General features: G+C 43.1%; 18 protein-coding genes. 5 read left to right on the top strand and 13 right to left on the bottom strand.

Translation table 11 applies throughout. The annotated features are described in order from the left end of the window. Window positions 1-155 precede the first annotated feature (155 nt). On the bottom strand, window positions 156-2771 hold the full coding sequence (adhE, locus tag NST85_RS19075) for a bifunctional acetaldehyde-CoA/alcohol dehydrogenase (protein ID WP_127190997.1): 2616 nt from the start codon (window positions 2769-2771) through the stop codon (window positions 156-158). 479 nt (window positions 2772-3250) lie between these two features. Here adhE and NST85_RS19080 point away from each other — a divergent pair, with 479 nt between their 5' ends. After that, window positions 3251-3967 (top strand): Crp/Fnr family transcriptional regulator, encoded by a 717-nt coding sequence (locus NST85_RS19080; protein WP_127191175.1) that lies wholly within the window; start codon window positions 3251-3253, stop codon window positions 3965-3967. 104 nt (window positions 3968-4071) lie between these two features. Here the strand turns inward: NST85_RS19080 and NST85_RS19085 are convergent, their stop codons facing one another. The 9 genes from NST85_RS19085 to NST85_RS19125 form a co-directional block, all read right to left on the bottom strand. Then, window positions 4072-4851 carry a formate/nitrite transporter family protein gene (locus NST85_RS19085; protein ID WP_341190097.1) on the bottom strand — a complete coding sequence of 260 codons (780 nt, stop codon included), beginning with the start codon at window positions 4849-4851 and terminating at the stop codon, window positions 4072-4074. A gap of 54 nt (window positions 4852-4905) precedes the next feature. Further along, window positions 4906-5253, bottom strand: a complete 348-nt coding sequence (gene nirD / locus NST85_RS19090) for a nitrite reductase small subunit NirD (RefSeq protein WP_445671159.1) — start codon at window positions 5251-5253, stop codon at window positions 4906-4908. 37 nt (window positions 5254-5290) lie between these two features. Further along, the gene (gene nirB, locus NST85_RS19095) at window positions 5291-7726 is read right to left on the bottom strand and encodes a nitrite reductase large subunit NirB (RefSeq protein WP_307396039.1); all 2436 of its coding nucleotides are present in this window, start codon (window positions 7724-7726) and stop codon (window positions 5291-5293) included. A gap of 224 nt (window positions 7727-7950) precedes the next feature. After that, on the bottom strand, window positions 7951-8664 hold the full coding sequence (gene ric, locus NST85_RS19100) for an iron-sulfur cluster repair di-iron protein (protein ID WP_341190099.1): 714 nt from the start codon (window positions 8662-8664) through the stop codon (window positions 7951-7953). A 194-nt stretch (window positions 8665-8858) separates the two neighbouring features. Beyond that, complete coding sequence (locus NST85_RS19105; RefSeq protein ID WP_341191136.1) at window positions 8859-9425, bottom strand: FAD-dependent oxidoreductase; 567 nt, start codon at window positions 9423-9425, stop codon at window positions 8859-8861. Between the two features lie 60 nt (window positions 9426-9485). Continuing rightward, window positions 9486-9800, bottom strand: a complete 315-nt coding sequence (locus NST85_RS19110; protein WP_127191002.1) for a winged helix-turn-helix transcriptional regulator — start codon at window positions 9798-9800, stop codon at window positions 9486-9488. A 178-nt stretch (window positions 9801-9978) separates the two neighbouring features. After that, window positions 9979-10947 (bottom strand): sugar phosphate isomerase/epimerase family protein, encoded by a 969-nt coding sequence (locus tag NST85_RS19115; RefSeq protein WP_341190100.1) that lies wholly within the window; start codon window positions 10945-10947, stop codon window positions 9979-9981. 139 nt (window positions 10948-11086) lie between these two features. After that, window positions 11087-12169, bottom strand: coding sequence for a Gfo/Idh/MocA family protein (locus tag NST85_RS19120; protein WP_307396047.1), 1083 nt, complete (start codon window positions 12167-12169; stop codon window positions 11087-11089). Continuing rightward, window positions 12162-12932, bottom strand: a complete 771-nt coding sequence (locus NST85_RS19125) for a sugar phosphate isomerase/epimerase family protein (protein ID WP_341190101.1) — start codon at window positions 12930-12932, stop codon at window positions 12162-12164. The genes NST85_RS19120 and NST85_RS19125 overlap by 8 nt, the downstream gene beginning before the upstream one ends. 130 nt (window positions 12933-13062) lie before the next feature. Here NST85_RS19125 and NST85_RS19130 point away from each other — a divergent pair, with 130 nt between their 5' ends. Beyond that, window positions 13063-13881, top strand: coding sequence for an AraC family transcriptional regulator (locus tag NST85_RS19130; protein WP_341190102.1), 819 nt, complete (start codon window positions 13063-13065; stop codon window positions 13879-13881). 72 nt (window positions 13882-13953) lie between these two features. Here the strand turns inward: NST85_RS19130 and NST85_RS19135 are convergent, their stop codons facing one another. Further along, window positions 13954-14643: a TerC family protein gene (locus tag NST85_RS19135; RefSeq protein WP_307396055.1), complete on the bottom strand. Its 690-nt coding sequence runs from the start codon at window positions 14641-14643 to the stop codon at window positions 13954-13956. A 346-nt stretch (window positions 14644-14989) separates the two neighbouring features. Between NST85_RS19135 and NST85_RS19140 the strand changes: the two genes are divergently transcribed. Further along, window positions 14990-15604: a TVP38/TMEM64 family protein gene (locus NST85_RS19140; protein WP_341190103.1), complete on the top strand. Its 615-nt coding sequence runs from the start codon at window positions 14990-14992 to the stop codon at window positions 15602-15604. A 54-nt stretch (window positions 15605-15658) separates the two neighbouring features. Further along, window positions 15659-16633, top strand: coding sequence for a peptide-methionine (R)-S-oxide reductase MsrB (gene msrB, locus NST85_RS19145; RefSeq protein ID WP_341190104.1), 975 nt, complete (start codon window positions 15659-15661; stop codon window positions 16631-16633). A gap of 24 nt (window positions 16634-16657) precedes the next feature. Here msrB and NST85_RS19150 read toward each other — a convergent pair whose 3' ends face one another. After that, the gene (locus tag NST85_RS19150; RefSeq protein ID WP_127191010.1) at window positions 16658-17320 is read right to left on the bottom strand and encodes a YitT family protein; all 663 of its coding nucleotides are present in this window, start codon (window positions 17318-17320) and stop codon (window positions 16658-16660) included. 446 nt (window positions 17321-17766) lie between these two features. Between NST85_RS19150 and hmpA the strand changes: the two genes are divergently transcribed. Continuing rightward, complete coding sequence (hmpA, locus tag NST85_RS19155) at window positions 17767-18966, top strand: NO-inducible flavohemoprotein (RefSeq protein ID WP_341190105.1); 1200 nt, start codon at window positions 17767-17769, stop codon at window positions 18964-18966. A gap of 126 nt (window positions 18967-19092) precedes the next feature. Here hmpA and NST85_RS19160 read toward each other — a convergent pair whose 3' ends face one another. After that, window positions 19093-19590 (bottom strand): Crp/Fnr family transcriptional regulator, encoded by a 498-nt coding sequence (locus NST85_RS19160; protein WP_341190106.1) that lies wholly within the window; start codon window positions 19588-19590, stop codon window positions 19093-19095. Between the last annotated feature and the right edge of the window lie 137 nt (window positions 19591-19727).

The following is a 19727-nucleotide window of genomic DNA, read 5'->3' on the forward strand; positions in this document are numbered from 1 at the left end:
ATAAGATAATAATCTTTGATAATAACATCTCAAATGCCCTATCACTTTGTAAGGAATCATTTATGCTATTATCATATAACAATTACCATAAAAGCATTGTGACAAATATCACTCTTCGAGTGATATTTGTCACTTTTTTTGAACTATTTGTTCACTTATTCTTCAAATCTTCCGTAGAATGCATCGCGGTATACATCAGCCAATTCTGTAACTAGTGGCAACTTCGGATTAGCAGTAGTACATTGGTCTTCGAAAGCGCGGTCTGCTAAATAGTCTACGCGTGATTCGAAATCCTTTGCATCGAAGCCAAGTTCTTGGAATGTTTCTGGAATGCCTAGTTTCTTGTTCATTTCACGAATTGCTTTGATCAAGCTCTTAACGCCTTCTTCTGTTGTACGAGCAGGCAATCCAAGAATGCGAGCGATTTCTGCATAACGTTCGTCAGCAACGAAGTGAGTATATTTAGGGAATGCAGCAAATTTAGTTGGTTTCTTAGCATTATAGCGAATAACGTGCGGCATAAGAATCGCATTTGTACGTCCATGAGCAGTATGGTATTGACCGCCCCATTTGTGCGCCAAACTGTGGTTAATGCCTAGGAATGCGTTGGCAAAAGCCATACCAGCCAAAGTCGATGCGTTATGCATTTTTTCACGAGCAAGCTTGTCGCCAGTTAATGCCGATTTTTCTAACCATTGGAACACTAGTTGAATCGCTTTGATTGCAAGACCATCCGTATAGTCACTAGCCATAACCGACACATAAGCTTCAATAGCGTGAGTCAATACGTCCATACCTGTATCAGCAACAGCGAACTTAGGCAAACTGTATACGAATTCTGGATCGATGATAGCTACGTCTGGAGTCAACTCATAATCAGCAAGTGGATACTTCGTGTTACCATTTTCTTTATCTGTGATAACGGCGAACGATGTTACTTCCGAACCTGTACCCGAAGTTGTTGGAATCGCAACGAATTTTGCTTTTTGGCCCAAACGTGGGTATTTGTAAATCCGTTTACGGATATCCATGAATTTTTGTTTCAAGTTGTTAAAGTCTGTATCTGGATATTCATAGAACAACCACATACCTTTAGCAGCATCCATTGGCGATCCGCCACCTAGAGCGATGATACAGTCTGGTTGGAATTTCTCCATCATTTCAGTACCACGTTTAACTGTTGTAGTCGATGGATCTGGCTCTACATCCGAGAATACTTCGATAGCTACTGGCGTTTGGCGTTGACGAAGATAATGTTCTACCTTCTCTACATATCCAAGCTTAACCATCATAGGGTCAGTAACGATCAGTACGCGAGTAATGTCAGGCATTTTGGCAAGATATTGAGTGGATCCTTTTTCAAAGTAAATTTTGTTAGGAATTTTGAACCATTGCATATTCACAGTACGACGATTCACCCTTTTCACGTTGATTAGATTGATAGCAGTTACGTTCGACGAAGTCGAGTTACGTCCGTAAGATCCACATCCAAGTGTTAGCGATGGTAAGTTTGTATTATAGATATCACCGATACCACCTTGCGAAGATGGTTGGTTAACCAAGATCCGGCAAGTCGGCATACGATCGGAGTATTTTTGAATAATTTCTTCGTTATTTGAGTGAATTACCGAAGAGTGACCCATACCACCGAAATGAACAACTTCAAGGGCACGTTCGATACCTTGTTCAGGGTTCTTCACTTTGTAGCAAGCAAGGATCGGGCTTAACTTCTCTGCAGACAGTGGATATTTAGTTCCCACGCCTTCAATTTCAGCAACTAGAATTTTTGTTCCAGCTGGAACACTGATTCCGCACAATTCAGCAATCTTAGTTGCTGGCATACCAACGATAGTTGGATTCACTGCACATTTATCAGCAATAATAGCTCCTGCAGTCAATTTAGTTACTTCTTCTTTATTTACAAAGTAACATCCGTTTGCGATCATTTTCTTCTTCACTTGATCGAATATCGGCTCTTCGATGATAACTGCTTGCTCAGATGCGCAAATCATACCATTATCAAATGTTTTGGAAAGAATAAGGTCATTCACCGCTTGATCAAGATCGGCAGACTTTTCAATGAAGCAAGGTACGTTACCTGGGCCTACACCTAGTGCTGGTTTACCACAGCTATATGCTGCTTTAACCATTGCGGATCCGCCTGTTGCAAGAATACATGCTACATCTTTATGATTCATAAGTGCGTTCGTACGATCCATCGAAGGATTCTCGATCCATTGGATACAATTTTCAGGAGCACCGTGTTTTACTGCAGCTTCCAACAAAATCTTAGCTGCTTCAGTACTACACGCTTGAGCAGATGGATGGAAACCGAAGATGATCGGGTTGCGAGTTTTAATCGCGATCAAGGCTTTGAAGATTGTAGTTGAAGTTGGGTTAGTTGTTGGTGTAATACCCATGATGATTCCCACTGGTTCAGCAATCTTCTGGAAGTTGTCGTAAGGATTATCTTCAATAACGCCTACGGTCTTGTTGTTCTTAATACTGTTCCAGATGTATTCCGTAGCGAACATGTTCTTAATAATCTTGTCTTCATAAACACCACGTCCAGTTTCTTCTACAGCCAACTTTGCCAGATGCATGTGTTTGTCAAGTCCTGCCAATGCCATTGCTTGCACGATCTTGTCAATTTGTTCCTGGTCCATTCCCATAAAAGCTTCAGTTGCTTTATTCGCTTTGTCGATCAGCGATTGGATATATTCCTGTGCATCCGGTTGTGCCTTTGTCGTCACTTCGTTTTTTACGGCCATCTCTCTCGTCCTCCTAGGTATTGGTAATGGATCGAACCTTATTGGTATCGTGAAAAAATTCACTTATTAGTTCGTCCTTGCGAAGCTTTGCGCTTCTCTTTATGAATAAATCATATCACACACTTTCACTCTTGTATAGTGAATTTTTTCACATACTATAAAGAAAATGAAAATATTTCAGTTAATTGAGTGTATTTTCATGTATTGCTTACATAAAAAGTATATTCAGTAAAATGAAGCCCTTTCAAAAAATAAGACTCTTTCTTCTTCCTTCTATAGAGTGGCTAAAAAAGTCCGCAATCTGAAAACCCTATTAACTCTTTAGCAAAGTTATCCATAATCAAAAATAAAGTGAAATTAGTCACAATGTTGAAATTTCGACACTTTTTTTTCATTTAACAGTAACTCAAATCACAATAAACAGTATATAATTAATTTAAATTTTCAGAAAAATTTGGAGTACAAAGGGGAACTTAATGATGAATGAAATAATGAATGCTGCCCTGCCCCGTGGGAATACGAGCTGCTTCTCCGAACAAAACTTCAATCGACTCCTCGTTACCATGAAAGAAAAAGCGTATCCCGAGGGAACACACTTATTCTGGGAAGGCGACTTTTCCGATAAACTGTTCTACCTTAAACGCGGACGCGTTAAATTAACTAAATCAACTGATGAAGGCAAAGAGCTTATTCTGTATATGTACGGCCGTGGCGATATGGTCGGTCAGGCAGATCCCTTCTTTAGTAGCAAGCACAGCTTTACAGCTGAAGTAATTGAAGACAGTGAAGTTGGTGTAATTGAGCAAAAAGATCTTGAAATCATGATCTGCCAGCACTGTGACTTTGCTATCGACTTTATGAAATGGATGGGAATCCATCACCGCCTGACACAGACAAAATTCCGTGACTTAATGATGTATGGTAAACCAGGAGCTCTCTGCTCCACGCTCATTCGTCTGAGTAACACATACGGTGAGAAACATGGTGACACCATCCTTATTAACAAAAAGATCACGCATACTGATCTGTCTAACATGATCGGAGCTACTCGCGAGAGTGTCAACCGTATGCTGAGTGATCTCCGCAAGAAGGATGCATTAGAGTATGAGAACGGGATGATCGTAATTAAAGACCTCGTTATGCTACAGGACATTTGTCACTGTGAACTGTGCCCGAACGAAATCTGCCGTATTTAATGGTACTCGTCTTCGGTCGCGCCTGGAATTCTTATTTCATACCATTTGCAAACAAAAACAAGGTTGGGGGGATTTACCCTCAACCTTGTTTATTTTTTACTAAGTTATTTCTTTCGTACCGGTGATATAAACCAGTATGCCATTCCAACGAATACCGCTCCACCTACGATGTTTCCAAGAGTAACCGGGATCATATTATGCATCCAGCCGGCGATCGTAATTGTATCCGGATGATTCGGTAGAATCAAGGACAAACTAAGCAAGGTCATATTAGCCACGCTATGCTCATATCCACTAGCAATAAACGCGTATAAACACCACCAGATCAAGACTAGTTTGGAGATATCATCCTTTGCTCGATTGGCCATCCAAAGCGCAAGGCAGACAAGCCAGTTACACAATATGCCACGGAAGAACAATTCTGAGAACGGAGCAGCCATCTTCTTTGCTGATGCGGCAAAAATGAGGTGTTCCGGTACGGCAGTCTTGAACAGTCCACTTCCCCAGACAAGCAAGGAAAGCAGCACAGCACCTGCCAAATTCCCTAGAAAAACAATAGTCCAGTTCTTAGCTGTATCCCCCACTGTCGTTCTTTTAGCGAGCGTACTCATCGTAAAAAACATATTGTTACCCGTAAACAGTTCGGATCCCGCAAACACGACAAGTGTGAGTGCAAGTCCAAACGACATCCCCATCAACGTCGTCTGGAACGGCGATTTAACTGCTGCTAGCGGAGCACCAATACTAAATATCAAAATGATACCCAATCCTACATAGGCCCCAGCTAACATTGCCGATACGATATACCGCGGCAGACTCTCATTCATCTTCTCTTTCTTTTTTACTGCCGCTTCAATTATTGCTTCCACACTTTGCGTGAACATCCGGCCTGCCTCCCCAACACTCTTATATGATAACCTGATTAATCAAAGGCTAGGTTACACCGTCAAAAACTCAGACGTGGCAACCCAGACCTGGCCATCTTCTATTTTCACTGGATATACTTGAACTTGGCCATGATCTGGGGCTTGAACATTTCCTGTCTCCAGATCGATCTTCCAATCATGCAATGGATCATACAAGTAATGTCCTGATATAATGCCTTCGGCCAGAGGCCCACCTTTCGGGTGAGGGCTCTCGTTCTTTATAGCAAACACGTTACCGTCTGAAGTCTGGAATACCGCAATCTCCACCCCATTTAAATCAATAACCCGACCTACTTGTATCATAAATTGATCCAGTGAACCAACAGGATAGAACGTTTCATTTGGTAAGCTCATATTCATGACTTCTCCCTTCTCTCACACCGCTATAATAATAAGCCTACAACTGATTACTAATCTCCAACCGATGGAACATTCTATTACGGCTCTTATCATCGTTCAGCATTTTTTTCCAAGGGTCTTCAACTTGTTGCAGTGCAAACTCGATTCGATTTACTAGTGCTTTTCGTGACTCAGCATTATCCAAAACAACTGCCTTGATAGCATCTAGGCCGATTCGTTCCACCCACTCTGAGGTTCTCTCTAGATAATTTCCTGTCTCCCTGTAATGCTGGATGATAGCTGAGCAAATATCGACCAATTCGTCATCTGTCTTAACCTTACAGAGACTATCCGCGAGACGTGCTTTGATCCCACCATTGCCGCCGATAAAAATTTCCCATCCACCGTCGTTACCGACGATTCCGATATCTTTGGTACACGATTCAGCGCAATTACGCGGGCAGCCGTTAACCGCTATTTTGAATTTAGCGGGGAGATCAAGTCTCTCGAACTTGCGTTCAATCAATGCACCCATACCCATCGAATCTTGCGTACCAAAACGGCAGAACTGGGATCCTACACAGGTCTTCACTGTCCGTAGCGCTTTGGCATAACCATACCCCGACGGCATATCGAGCTCTTCCCATATCTTCGGCAAATCCGCTTTCATTACTCCAACTAAAACTAATCGTTGACCACCTGTTACTTTCACAACTTTAATATTATATTTCAAGGACACATCAGCAATCTTCTTCAATTCTTCAGGTGTGGTAATACCGCCATACATTCTCGGGATAACAGTATACGTTCCGTCCTTCTGAATATTAGCGCTCATCCGCTCATTAACGAAGCGTGATTCCTTCTCATCCTCATGACTATCCGGGTAGATCATACCTAGATAATAGTTAACCGCAGGACGGCACTTCGAGCAGCCTTCTGGTTGGCTCCATCCCAACACATTCATTACCTCTTTGGTTGTTTGAAGACCTTTCGCTTTGATCTCCGCCACAATCTCATCCCGGCTCATGGTTGTACATCCACAGATGCCCTGTTTGGCCGCGGTTTTGAACCCATCTCCAAGTACATATTGCAAAATTTGCTCCACAACTGGTTTACAGCCACCGCACGAACGGGTTGCACCTGTGCAAGCTTTAATTTCATCGACGGTAGTTAATCCTTGATTTGTAATAACATCCACGATGGTTCCTTTGGTGACACCGTTACAACCACAGACAATTTCTTCATTGGACATACTTTCGACCGAAGTGGTTTTCTTACCCCCTCCGCCACAGCACCCTGAACCCATCAGAGATTCGTACAATTCATCTGTCATCTCTGTTCTCTGCTTGATGAGCTTTTGCAGTTCTGCTGAATCTGTAATATCACCAAATAGTACTGCTCCAACCATTACTTTGTCTCTCAGCAGAATTTTCTTATATGTTTGTTTCCATTCATCCTTATTTGCAATGATCATATGTCCTGGTCCATCAATAAACTCACCGGTTGAGAACACATCAACACCAGATATCTTTAATTTAGTTGACACAACGGATCCTTCGTACGGTGCAGTATCTACGCCACAAATATGTTTGGCCAAAATCATTCCTTGCTCAAACAGCGGAGCTACAAGTCCATAGCAAGTTCCACGATGTTCTGTACATTCTCCAACCGAATACACACCTTCCATCGAGGTTTGCATGTAATCGTTCACGACGATTCCACGGTTCACATCGATCCCGCTCTCTTTTGCTACCACGATATTTGGCTTAATACCTACCGCCATGACAACGAATTCTGCATCCAATACCGAATCATCAGTAAATCTTAGTCCGCTTACTCTTTTATCACCAAGTAACTCGGCTGTTTGCGCACCCATCTTGAACTTAATTCCTTGACGTTCAAGTTCTGCCTGTAGCATTGACGACGCTTGATGATCAAGTTGGCGCTCCATTAAGTCGTCCATCAGATGGACTACCGTTACGTCCATACCCAATTGAACAAGTCCTTTAGCCGCTTCTAAGCCAAGCAAACCGCCACCAATTACAGCAGCTTTCCGGTAAACTTGGGCTGCTTGAAGCATCTGATTACAATCCGCGATATCTCTGAATCCTACGACCCCTTCTTTGTCACTCCCAGGAACCGGAAGAATAAACGAATTGGATCCAGTGGCAATAAGTACTTTATCGTACGGAACGCGCACTCCATCCTCGGTTACAACTTCCTTCGTTTGTTCATCAATTTTGGTAACCGTTGTTCCTATGTGCAATGTAATTCCGTTATCTTGATACCAATGCAGATCATTAAGCACGATATCATCGATCGTCTTGCTGCCTTCCAAAACGTAAGAGAGCATAATTCGGTTGTAATTCGGATGTTGTTCACTTCCGAATACCGTAATGTCAAATTTAGTTGTTAGTTTTAAAATTTGTTCAACAGCGCTGATTCCCGCCATTCCGTTGCCAATCACTACAAGTTTCTCTCTATACGTTGTCATTTTGATTGCCTCCTTCAAAGTCCTACGGTTACGACATGACGATCACAACTTATATTTCAGAATCATGCTGAAAGTCTACATTAAATTGATATCAACAGGTTGTGATTATATTCACATTAATTGTGAAATTTTGCACAATATTTGTCATACTTTTCTAATAATTGCTATTGAAAAATCCGCAAACACCTCTTATTACGAAGTGCTTGCGGCTAAATGAACTGCATTTACGCTTTCGTATACCGTGGGAACAAAATATTATTCTCTAAATGCACATGTGTAAATGTCATACCTTCCAATTCTTCTAAACGCGCATAAGTCATTCTATACGTCGTACATGCGTGTGCTGGAGGCACAAAATCCCCCGTTAACTCCCGTAGTTTCTTCAGAATATCTCCCGCAGCGTCATGCTCTGCCTCCAACTCTTCTATAGAAGAGCGAAGTTTGGATAGCACCTCATCCTCCTGCCCTAATTCCCAATTTATCATTTTAGGAAATACCTCGGCTTCTTCCTTGCCCGTATGCTCTAGCAGTTCAGACATGAGTTGACCAAACAAACGCTCTACCTCTATCAAGTGAGGCCCGGATTCACCATGAACCCGTGACACTTTCATCACACTTTTCTTCAGTTCCGGTAGCTCTTCACGTAAATAACGATGATGTTTGTTAACAATATGCCCGATCAGATCCGCTGATTCCGCCACTGCCCAAGAGTCTCCTTCTTCCGCATCTGGATGATCAGCTACCAGTTGAGCAAGATCAACAAGAAGCTCTTCCACATCCATATTTCTCTCAGCGGCTGCTTCATGTAGAGGTCGATTTCCACCACAGCAAAAGTCGATTCTCCGGCTGCGGAAATAATCCGCCGACTTCGGAAATTGAACAACAATATCCCTAACAAAATCTTCTTTATCAAAATACAGCTGTACGTTATTAGCCATATCAAATTCCTCCTTGGAAAATAAGATGTTGAAGTGGTACCCTTAGGGATCATCGTACCCCAAGGATTCAGAGCTCCTTGTGATCCTGATCACTTAGTATTTGCAGAAAATAAAAACGCAAAAAAAGCCTCCACCAATGAAACATCGAGTTGGGGAGGCTGCTTACGTAAACTATAAAATCATCACTTATTTAATTATTTGAGGACATCATGATCAACATAGCGTTCACCGTTCAATTCGCTAATTAGCTCAATCGCTACTTTAGCACCGTCCCCCGCCGTAATAATCGTGTGTACACTGACTCCAGCGACCGCTCCCGCAGCCCAAATACGCGGCTTGCTCGTACGACCATTTCCATCAGTAGCAATCACGGTCTTGATGCGTGGCTCTCTTCCATCCCGAAGTTCCAGTCCGATAGCGCTTGCAAGTTCAGTGATAGCACCTGTTGCTAAAATAATGTGGGAAGCTTCGTAGCTGCGACCTGATTCCGTTTTGACGGTAACCTTTTTTCCGCCGTTGGTATCCACGACAGTGACCTTTTCTTCAATAAACTTGGCACCTAATGTTTCGGCCTGTTCCCGTCCGGTTTTGAGTAAATCCGGTCCGGATACATCTTTAGCACCATAGTGGTTTCTTATCCAAGCTCGTTTCGTCATGCTGGCATTGCTATCAAGGACAAGCGTTTCCTTGCCCGCTTTTGCCAGAAATAGAGCTGCGCTAGCTCCCGCTGGCCCCGCTCCGATCACAATCACTTCAGCCACAAATACACCCACTTTCATTTTTTTCCATGCCGCACCATCACTAGTAACGGCATGTCATGTTTACTGAACCCATTGCTCTGCCCAAGATTGAACCTGCTCCATCACCGGACGTAGTGCACGTCCTTTGTCGGTTAGCTCATACTCAATTCGTACAGGGGTCTCTGGATAAACATGCCGAATAAGAATACCCTCGTTCTCTAAATCTTTCATCCGCTCAGATAGCATCTTGTCACTCATCGTAGGAATTCGGTTGGAGATATCCTTGAACCGTTTAGGTCCGCCCATTAGGGATTGAATAATCAAACCGTTCCAGCGTTTTCCCAAAAAAGAAAAAGCTGTTTCAAAGCGCGGACACATTGCACTTTGCTCCTCCATCACATTTCACCTCTTTACATTTAGAACGTAACCATCAAAAAAACTTACATTTAGTTAGTATATATCATTTTAACACATTTTTACACTGGTGCATACTGAGATGATTTTCAATATTGTTATAAATAAACGACCGCCTGAGCGGCGGCCGCTATTGATAGTATATTTCTTCTTTACTTACTTATACCCACCAAGCTTCAGTTGGAGCATCTTCTATAAGAATACTTTGCAAATTGCGAACAGCTTTGGTTAAACCTTCCTCAATAGACATCAATCCATCTTCATGTTCAATGCTGACCACATAATCGTAGCCTATCAATCGTAGAGCACTGATAATATCAGCCCATGTCTTAAGATCATGACCATATCCAACGGTACGGAATTGCCAAGCACGATCCAACATGGATGTATAAGGCTGCATATCCGTAATCCCATACTTATTCACATTAATCGGGTCAAGCGAAGTATCTTTGGCGTGGAAATGATGAATTGCTCCTGCCCGTCCAAGAATGTTTATTGCTTGAACAGGATCGATTCCCTGCCACCACATATGGCTTGGGTCTAAGTTGGCCCCAATAACTTCTCCCGCGGCTTCACGAAGCCGAAGTAGTGTAGCTGGAGTGTGTACAGAAAATCCACCATGAAGCTCCAGTCCTATTTTCACACCATGATCAGCAGCGTATTTGCCCCACTCTGTCCAATAAGGAATAACTTTATTGTCCCATTGCCATGTCAATATTTCTTGGAAATCGTTAGGCCATGGCGCAACAGGCCAGTTCGGATATTTAGCATCTTCATGATCGCCAGGACAACCCGAAAATGTATTAACGACTGGAACCTCCAACAATTCAGCCAATTGAACAGTCTTCACAAAAGTATCGTGAAATTCCTTAGCAATCGCCTTTTGTGGATGTAGCGGATTACCATGGCAACTGAGCGCACTAATGATCATGCCACGTGATTCCACCGCACGCTTAAATTGATCCCGTGCAGCTTTATTCTCTAACAGTTCATCCGGATTACAATGGGCCGTTCCTGGAAATCCTCCCGTTCCAATCTCGACTGCTTTCAATCCTTGTGCAGCAGCTAGATCCAGCGCCTCTTCAAATGGACGCCCCCCAAACAATACTAAAAACACTCCAAGTTTCATGTGTATTTGCTCCTTTTAAAAGTTTTGTTAGCATTTACTTCAATGATTGATCTTCGTCAAAACTTACTTCGGAAGCGTATGCTTAGTTTTGTTAGCATTTACTTCGATATTGATCTTCGTACGCTTTGTTTTGTTGCTATTAATCAAAATAGACCGTTTTCCCTGTCTTAGCTGACTCGTAGATAGCTTCGAGAATTTCCGTTACAACAAGCGCCTGCTCTGGTTTAACCACCGGTTCTTTATCCTCAAGGATAGCTTCAACCCATGCTCTTGCTTCTCTGTTTGAGTCTGTTTCCTCTTGTCCATCAAAGAAAGCAACTCCACCTGCTCCAAGCTCCACCTTCGTTTCATACAACCGGCTAAGCTTCTCCCCATTAATCCGAAGACCGTTAGTCATATCAGCTCCGCCTTCAGTACCACACAATAACGTTTTCGCTTCACCAGTTTCAACTACGTTCAATGCCCAACTTGCTTCCAGCATAATCGTAGCGCCATTCTTCATCGTAACAAAACCAAACGCTGAGTCTTCTACCTTAAATTGTTCTGGATCCCAAGGACCAAAAGCATTGGCAGCATTAACGCGGTTCCCTAGCTTATGATATACAGATCCTGTTACACTCTTTGGTTCGTAGTTATCCATCAACCATAACGTTAGATCCAATGCGTGCGTGCCGATATCGATTAATGGTCCCCCGCCTTGCTTCTCTTCATCCAGGAATACGCCCCATGTTGGTACCGCACGACGTCTAACCGCCAGCGCTTTCCCGAGATAAATATCTCCCAGTTCTCCATTCTCGCATAGTTCCTTTAGGTATAAACTGTCGCTACGGAATCGATTCTGATAAGCAATGCTTAGCTTTTTACCAGTACGTTTGGCAGCGTCTAGCATCAAGCGTGCTTGTGCTGTCGTCTTCGCCATCGGTTTCTCACACATTACATGTCTACCTGATTCCAAAGCTGCTACGGAAATCTCAGCATGCGAATCATTTGGTGTACAAACGTGAACCACATCAAGCTCACATTCTTCGAGCATTTTACGGAAATCTTCGTATACTTTTGCACCCTCCGCGCCATACTTAGCCGCGGCTTGCTCTGCACGATCTACAACGATATCACAAAAGGCGACTAACTCCACCTGTGGTTGTACTGAAAGACTAGGTAAGTGCTTACCAGTAGCAATACCTCCGCATCCGATAATTGCAACTCTTAACTTTTTAGACATTTAAATTTCCTCCTTGTTTAGCATATCCGTGGATCCAATCCATACTAACCTTAATACTTTCAAGTGCATCTTGTGCACAATAGTCTTGTTCTACAACCAACCACTCAACTCCTGCATCCACAGCAGCATCAGCAATTGCTTTAATAGTAATCTCACCTTTACCAAGTTCCACAGTCTCCGGAGATCCATCTTCCTTGGTAATCATATCTTTCAGATGCAAGATCGGTAGTCGATCACTATATTTAGTAATGTACTGCAACGGATCGTAACCAGCATAGGACACCCAACAAGAATCCAATTCAACTTGCAGCAACGATGCTGGAACTTCCTCATAGATAGTATCCAGAACGGTCTTATCACCGATCAACTGTGTTAATTCAAATTCATGGTTGTGATAACATAAGACTACACCCGCCTCGTGACAGCGCTTACCAATCACTTTCAAATCCTCAATTACTTCATCCCAACGATTACGATCTTCCTCACTCAAATACGGGCAAATGAGATAACGATTACCGATAGCTAGGTTAAAAGTAATTTCTTCCTCAAGTTGATCGCGTAGCTTTTCATATGGCGTATGAGCGCCTAAAGCAATTAGGCCTGTCTCATTTAAAATCTCAGTTACCTGCTGGGCCGAGCGACCGTAAAATCCTGCAAATTCAACACCCTGATAGCCAAGTTCAGCAACCTTACGCAGCGTTCCTTCAAAATCATTGTCTAGTGCTTCGCGAACAGTATAGAGCTGTAATCCTACTCTTACCAAATTGATCACCTCATATCGTTAATCTTTACATCTATCATGGTATTTCAATTTGTCTAAATGTAAAATGAATAATATGATTGAAACATGAACAATCTGATCATAATTTTTGGCGAAGTAATGGAGGACGCTTATGAATGAGAATCAAAACCTGCAAATATTAACAGCGGGGTACTCGATGCACCGCAAGCCCTACATAGCGAACCAACCTGACGGATTAGACAACCATTTAATACGTCTGCAAACTACCGGCAAATGCCGTATCCGTTTGAATGGTCGTTTGGAGCTTCTAGAGCCCGGAGATCTAGTCCTTTTCTCACCCAATGAACCCTATGAACTTAGAATAGAAGCAGAGTTTACCCAAGTTGGTGAAGCGGCCGTCTCAAGTGGTGATTATCATATCTTTTTGCAAGGAAAATGGATTGAAGACTGGTGGAAATTTCATCAACGCCCAAATAAGATCAAAGTCCCTCTATCCGAAGGCATTATCGGAGCATTCCGGCAGATCATGACCGAGCTACGACGGATTTCAAATCCTTGCCCCGAAATCGCGGAATATTATTTAAAAATATTGTGTATGGATATCGATCGAAATTTGCTCCAACAGCCACTGCCGACCTATCGAACCTATCTTGCCCACCGGATCAAGAATTATATCGAAGAAAATGCTTCATCAACGTTTAAACTTGAAGACGTAGCTTCCCATGTTGGGATTAGTGTATCTCGCGCTGTCCACCTGTTCAAGGAAGCTTTTGCCACGAGTATTATCCAATATACGTTAGAGGTTCGGCTCAACATGGCGCGTGAACGCATTGCGTTTAGTCCCTTGTCACTGGAACATGTCGCGGAAAGCTCCGGGTTTCCGAACTACAACTATTTCCACAGAGTATTTCGTAAACGTTACGGCATGTCACCCAAACAATTTCGCCTGGATGCTCACCAGAATCAGTAGGTGTATCCACATAAAGAAGGCCGCTTGACTAGAATCGTCAAGCGGCCTTTTGTGTATGATATGAGTGCTCTTTTAGCTATGTGAGTGATCCACCGCGCTAGGTTGTTTACGGTTTTTCTTAACATAAGTTCCTAATCCCACGATTATCACAATAACAAGTAATTCGAAACCATACTTTATAAATCCATTTGCGAACCAATCATGCACTAGCGGCTCTTCTACAAGCATCTTCGCTGCTGTCCAAGCCAGTACTGCAGCACCAATTGTGATGACTATCGGATAACGTTCTGTAAGCTTCAGAATCATGGTACTGCCCCACACCATAATCGGTACAGAAATCGCCAGCCCAATGACTACTAACAAAAAGTCGCCATGAGCAGCTCCTGCTACGGCAAGAACGTTGTCCAGTCCCATCATAGTATCTGCGATAATAATCGTCCGGATGGCGGCCCACATCTGATTACCTGCTTTAATATCATGGTTCTTCTCATCCACGAGTAACTTGTATGCGATCCACATAAGCGCAAGTCCCCCAGCAAGACGAAGACCTGGGATATTAAGCAATTGAACTACCAGTACGGTCATAATGACCCGGACTACTATAGCCCCCACTGTTCCCCACATAATAACTTTCTTCTGATCAGCCTTTGGTACATTCCTTGCAGCAAGCCCAATGACAATTGCATTGTCTCCTGCCAGCACAAGGTCGATCATCACAATAGATAACAATGCCATCCAAAAATCCACCGACATAAAATCCATTCTCTCTCCCCCTTATTATCTTTTTATGATGCCCTACATTCAAAAAAAATGCGCCGCACCGCAGTACTCGGCACGACGCAAAATTTGCATCAAAAGAGACCTTCACCCAAGTACTATACGCCGGGCAAAGGTCTCGCTAACAACACTAATGTCGCAATAAAGCCGGGGATTTCTCCCGTAATGACGACTTTACTGTTATAAGCTACTCCCCTTTGGGAACCATGCATGTTTAATTAAAATTATTATAGCACGTACTCTTTCTATCCGCCAAGATATTTTCCTACATTAGATGCATGCTCCCATTTTTGATATGATAGACGAATAGATAGGAGGAAAGTAGACATTTATGAAAAGATGGATTGCCATTGCTATATACTTCATAACATTCACTTTGGTCTTTACATATAAAGAGGATTTAGCCGCCCTAATCAACGACCAACCCTCTATTTGGAGCCTATTTGCTCTCTCGATCCTATTTGCCCTAGTTCCCATCATGCCTTATAGAATCGTAATCGCTGCTGCAGGATACATAACCGGCACCTGGACCGGTGGAATGATCACGCTAATTGGATCTACGATAGCAGGGGCATTGTTCTATTGGGGTTCTGCATATGGATTTCGCGAACCTGCTCTACGGTGGATTGGATCACTTAAAACTCTCGAACGCGTGACTCAATTCATCAATAAACGGCCGTTTGCAGCTATTATCATATGTCGTCTTATCCCTGTGTTACCCCAAACGGCTGTTAACATCTATGCCGGAGTTGCTGGTATTCCATTTATGACTTACTTGCTCGCCTCGATCATCGGTAAGTTCCCCAGTATTTTTCTGTATGCGTATCTAGGCAATTCCATTCTATCTGAACCTATAACAGCTTTGGGAGTAACAGCGGTGTACCTCCTATTTCTCGCCATCGTACTTTGGATATACAAACGCGTCCGGAGAGATCAAAGACAGTGATTTTGGGTTTTATCTTAAAATTGATATAATAGAGGATGAAACGGAGGGAAATACATGAATCCAGCGTCAACTACTAATACTAATAGAGAGCTCGCCACTTTTGCTGGCGGATGTTTCTGGTGTATGGTGTCACCATTTGAGGAGCTACCCGGCATCCATAGCATACTTTCGGGTTATACAGGTGGCCACACGGACAATCCAACCTATGAAGAAGTTTGCACCCATAACACCGGTCATTATGAAGCCGTACAAATCACGTTTGATCCAAATATTTTCCCATACCATAAACTTCTTGAACTGTTCTGGCAACAGATCGATCCGACAGATGCGGGTGGACAATTTCATGATCGAGGCCAATCTTATCAGACAGCGATATTTTATCATAATGAACAACAGCAAAGAGAAGCAGAAGAGTCAAAATTGCAACTTGAACAAAGTGGTCGCTTCGACAAACCGATAGTTACACCGATTCTACCGGCTGCCCGGTTCTATGTAGCTGAGGAATACCATCAAGGTTACCACAAGAAAAACCCAGCACATTACAAGCGCTACCGCAAAGGCTCTGGCCGAGAGGACTTCATCGAGAATCATTGGTCCGGTCCCCTAGATAAGGAACAACTTAAACAACGACTTACACCGGTTCAATACGAGGTTACACAGAATCAGGGTACAGAGCGACCATTCACAGGCGAATATTGGGACCATGAAGGTGAAGGCATCTATGTGGATATCGTATCAGGTGAACCTCTCTTTAGTTCCAAAGACAAATACGATGCCGGTTGTGGCTGGCCTAGCTTTACACGTCCCCTGAGAGAATACAACATCAAGGAGAAGACGGATTCAAGCCATTTCATGATCCGAACTGAGGTACGTAGCAAGGAAGCAAACTCACATCTTGGCCATGTGTTTAATGATGGACCAGAGCCAACTGGGCTGCGCTACTGTATCAACTCTGCCGCACTACGTTTTGTGCCGAAAGAGGATTTGGAGAAAGAAGGATACGGAGAATACGTTCATTTATTTAATTAAAACGCAAAAAAACGGCCTGAGCTATTAAGCTCGAGCCGTTTTCTTCTTCATGCCATATGGAACACGGACTGGTGCCAGATCTCTCTTGCCATAATTCACGATCCAAGTAATCACTTTTCCGGATATCAGTACCGCCATAATCGTAAACATTGTTTCTGCAAAAGGTAAGAAGAACAATGAAATCATCAGTACTATTGCATCCATCAGAATAAATACAGTTCCGATCTTAATACCTGACCACTGACTTACGATCAGAGATAAAATATCATCCCCGCCCGTCGCTCCTCCAGCTCTCAGCACCATACCTGCACCAATCCCAATAAGTACACCTGACAATAAAGCCACTAGCGGCAAATTGTGGTGCAAATTCAAGGTAAGTGGTGAGAACCTCTCACATAGCTCGTAGAACGCAGAGAACATCATCGAAGCGAACAAACTGCTTACAATGAATTTACGCCCTTTTAGAAACAGAGCTAGAATAAAAATAGGAATATCTAGTACAATCATCGATAACGCAGGTGGCAAATCAAATAAATATTTACCTAGGAGCGCTAGCCCCACAAAACCGCCTTCCGACAGCCCATTTTGAAAATTAATATGGTAATAAGTAAAAGCTAATAAAAAAGACCCAAGCAACATCATCAATAACTGTGAACCTTCAATCTGCCATTTGTGCGCTTTCCTCATCCAGAATCCCTCTAATCGTAGTTTTGTTGACCTTACGGCAACTCCCTACGAAGAGGTTCTTGGAGGACTTTGTCCTTCGCATTGTCACACTCTTCTTTCGTAGGGTTGTTGGCCATAAACCGACACGCCACGAAAGAAGCTAAGTATAAGAGAGATCACAACGTTTCCAAATCGTCCTTTGGGGATTCGTCCTTCGGGAACACATGGTATCCTGATCCTTTCAAGTTTATTTATTTATATTTATTATAACACAGACTCAGTAATGACTAAACAGCTTGAACACAAACAAATAATTTATTTGCAATAACGTGATAAATATCATTGCGAAGCATGACTAATTCACATTTTGTTTAACTCTATTGTGACCAAAATCACTCTTTCGTCTATTACCACTGCCTATACTTGATGAGGTAGTTGATCAATTCCACTAGAAAGAGGGTACCACTATGCTCGATTCCAAAATGATTGAGATTATTAAATCCACTGTTCCTGTGCTTGAAGTTCATGGGCAGACTATAACGAAAACATTCTATCAAACGATGTTTAAAAACCATCCCGAGCTACTGAATATATTCAATCACGCTAACCAACGTCAAGGAAAACAACCAGCAGCTCTGGCCAATGCGGTCTATGCTGCGGCCGTACACATTGACCGTCTCGAAGAGATTTTACCTGTCGTTAAAGGAATCGCACAGAAACACCGGGCATTAGGTATTCAACCAGAGCATTACCCAATCGTAGGAGAGAACCTGCTCGCCGCGATCAAGACCGTGCTCGGAGATGCAGCAACCGACGAAATTATAGAGGCATGGCGCCAAGCTTACGGTGTTATCGCTGACGTGTTCATCAGTATTGAAGCGCAAATGTACAATGAAGCCACTGAGCAAAAGGGTGGATGGCGTGGTTTCCGTCGCTTCGTAGTTGACCGCAAGGTCAAGGAGAGCGAAGTTATCACCTCCTTCTATTTGAAACCGGAAGACGGCAATGAGATTGCTTCCTATCAGCCGGGACAATACATCACCGTTTCTGTTAAACCCGAAAATCAGGAGTTTACCCATCTCCGTCATTACAGTCTATCTAGTGCTCCGGGGCATCCTTATTACCGTATCTCCGTTAAGCGGGAAGATGCCCTCATGGATAAGCCCGCTGGTATCGTATCTAACTATCTGCATACCCAAGTCGAGGAGGGAGATATTCTGGAGATCAGCGCGCCAGCTGGAGACTTCACTCTGGATCAATCGAAAGACACCCCTGTTGTCTTGCTTAGCGGCGGCGTAGGTCTTACACCGATGGTCAGCATGCTAGAAACGATTCTTCAAAATGATCCTGAGCGGGAAGTTGTATATATTCATGCTGCACGCAACGGAAGCCAGCATGCGATGAACAAACATATCAAAGGCCTCACTAAGCAGCATGCGAAACTCCGTTCCTACTTGATTTATGAGTCACCTGAAATCGGTGATAGATGTGATAAAGCTGGGTTTATCGATCTTCCTTGGTTACAGACAGTGACTGACTCCCAGGCGGATTTCTACTTTTGTGGACCTGTACCATTCATGCGAGCGATCAATCAGGCGCTTCAGGAATGGGGTATACCTGAGGAACGCATTCATTTCGAATTTTTTGGTCCAGCCGATAGTCTTTAGTACTCCTTCTACAGAAAGAAAAGGTGCACCAATAACTCCATCTCACGATACGCAAAAGGCAACGATCCCAGTTGAGGATCGTTGCCTTTTAAATTTTGAGAAGTTTTATCCGTTTCCTTAAACGTTCTAGTGTCCGCGCAATAATCGGTTAACGGTCTCCCGTCTAACGCCAATCAGTTGGCCTATCTCCTCCTGAGTCAAGTATTCCGTCAGAGGAATGCCATTTGCATGATTTCTCAACCATTTCTCAAGTAGCCCCAGCCTTTCGGCAGGGGTACCCACAGTCAGATGATCCAGTCGTTCCTGCATGAATCGAACTTTCTCCTGTAACAGCTTCGCCACTTCAAGCGGCTTCTTTGGATCCTCATTCAGCTCACGATACCAGTCCTGAGCCGGGATAGTCTCCACCTCACTGCGGATGAGCGCTACTGCTGTACCATGGATATCTTTAGGTGAGATAAGTGAATGATGTGGAACCATTTCACCAGGGTATAGAATGTTAAATAGAACCATATTCCCATTCTCATGTAGACGCGTCACCTTGAATAAACCACTCTTGATATGGTATATGAACGCTCCCTCATCGCCCTGCCGAAATAAAATCTCTCCCTTATGTAAGATCATTCATCCCTCTCCATTCCGATAAACCGCTATTAAAACCTATTATATCAAAAATTAAGACAGACTTCTCTGTTATTCAGAGTCTAGCTTAATTTTTTACTATTCTATATCTGGTTGGATTATTTAGCCTTTGTATTATT

Source organism: Paenibacillus sp. FSL K6-2524 (assembly GCF_038005525.1).
GTDB classification, from domain to species: Bacteria; Bacillota; Bacilli; order Paenibacillales; family Paenibacillaceae; genus Fontibacillus; species Fontibacillus anaericanus.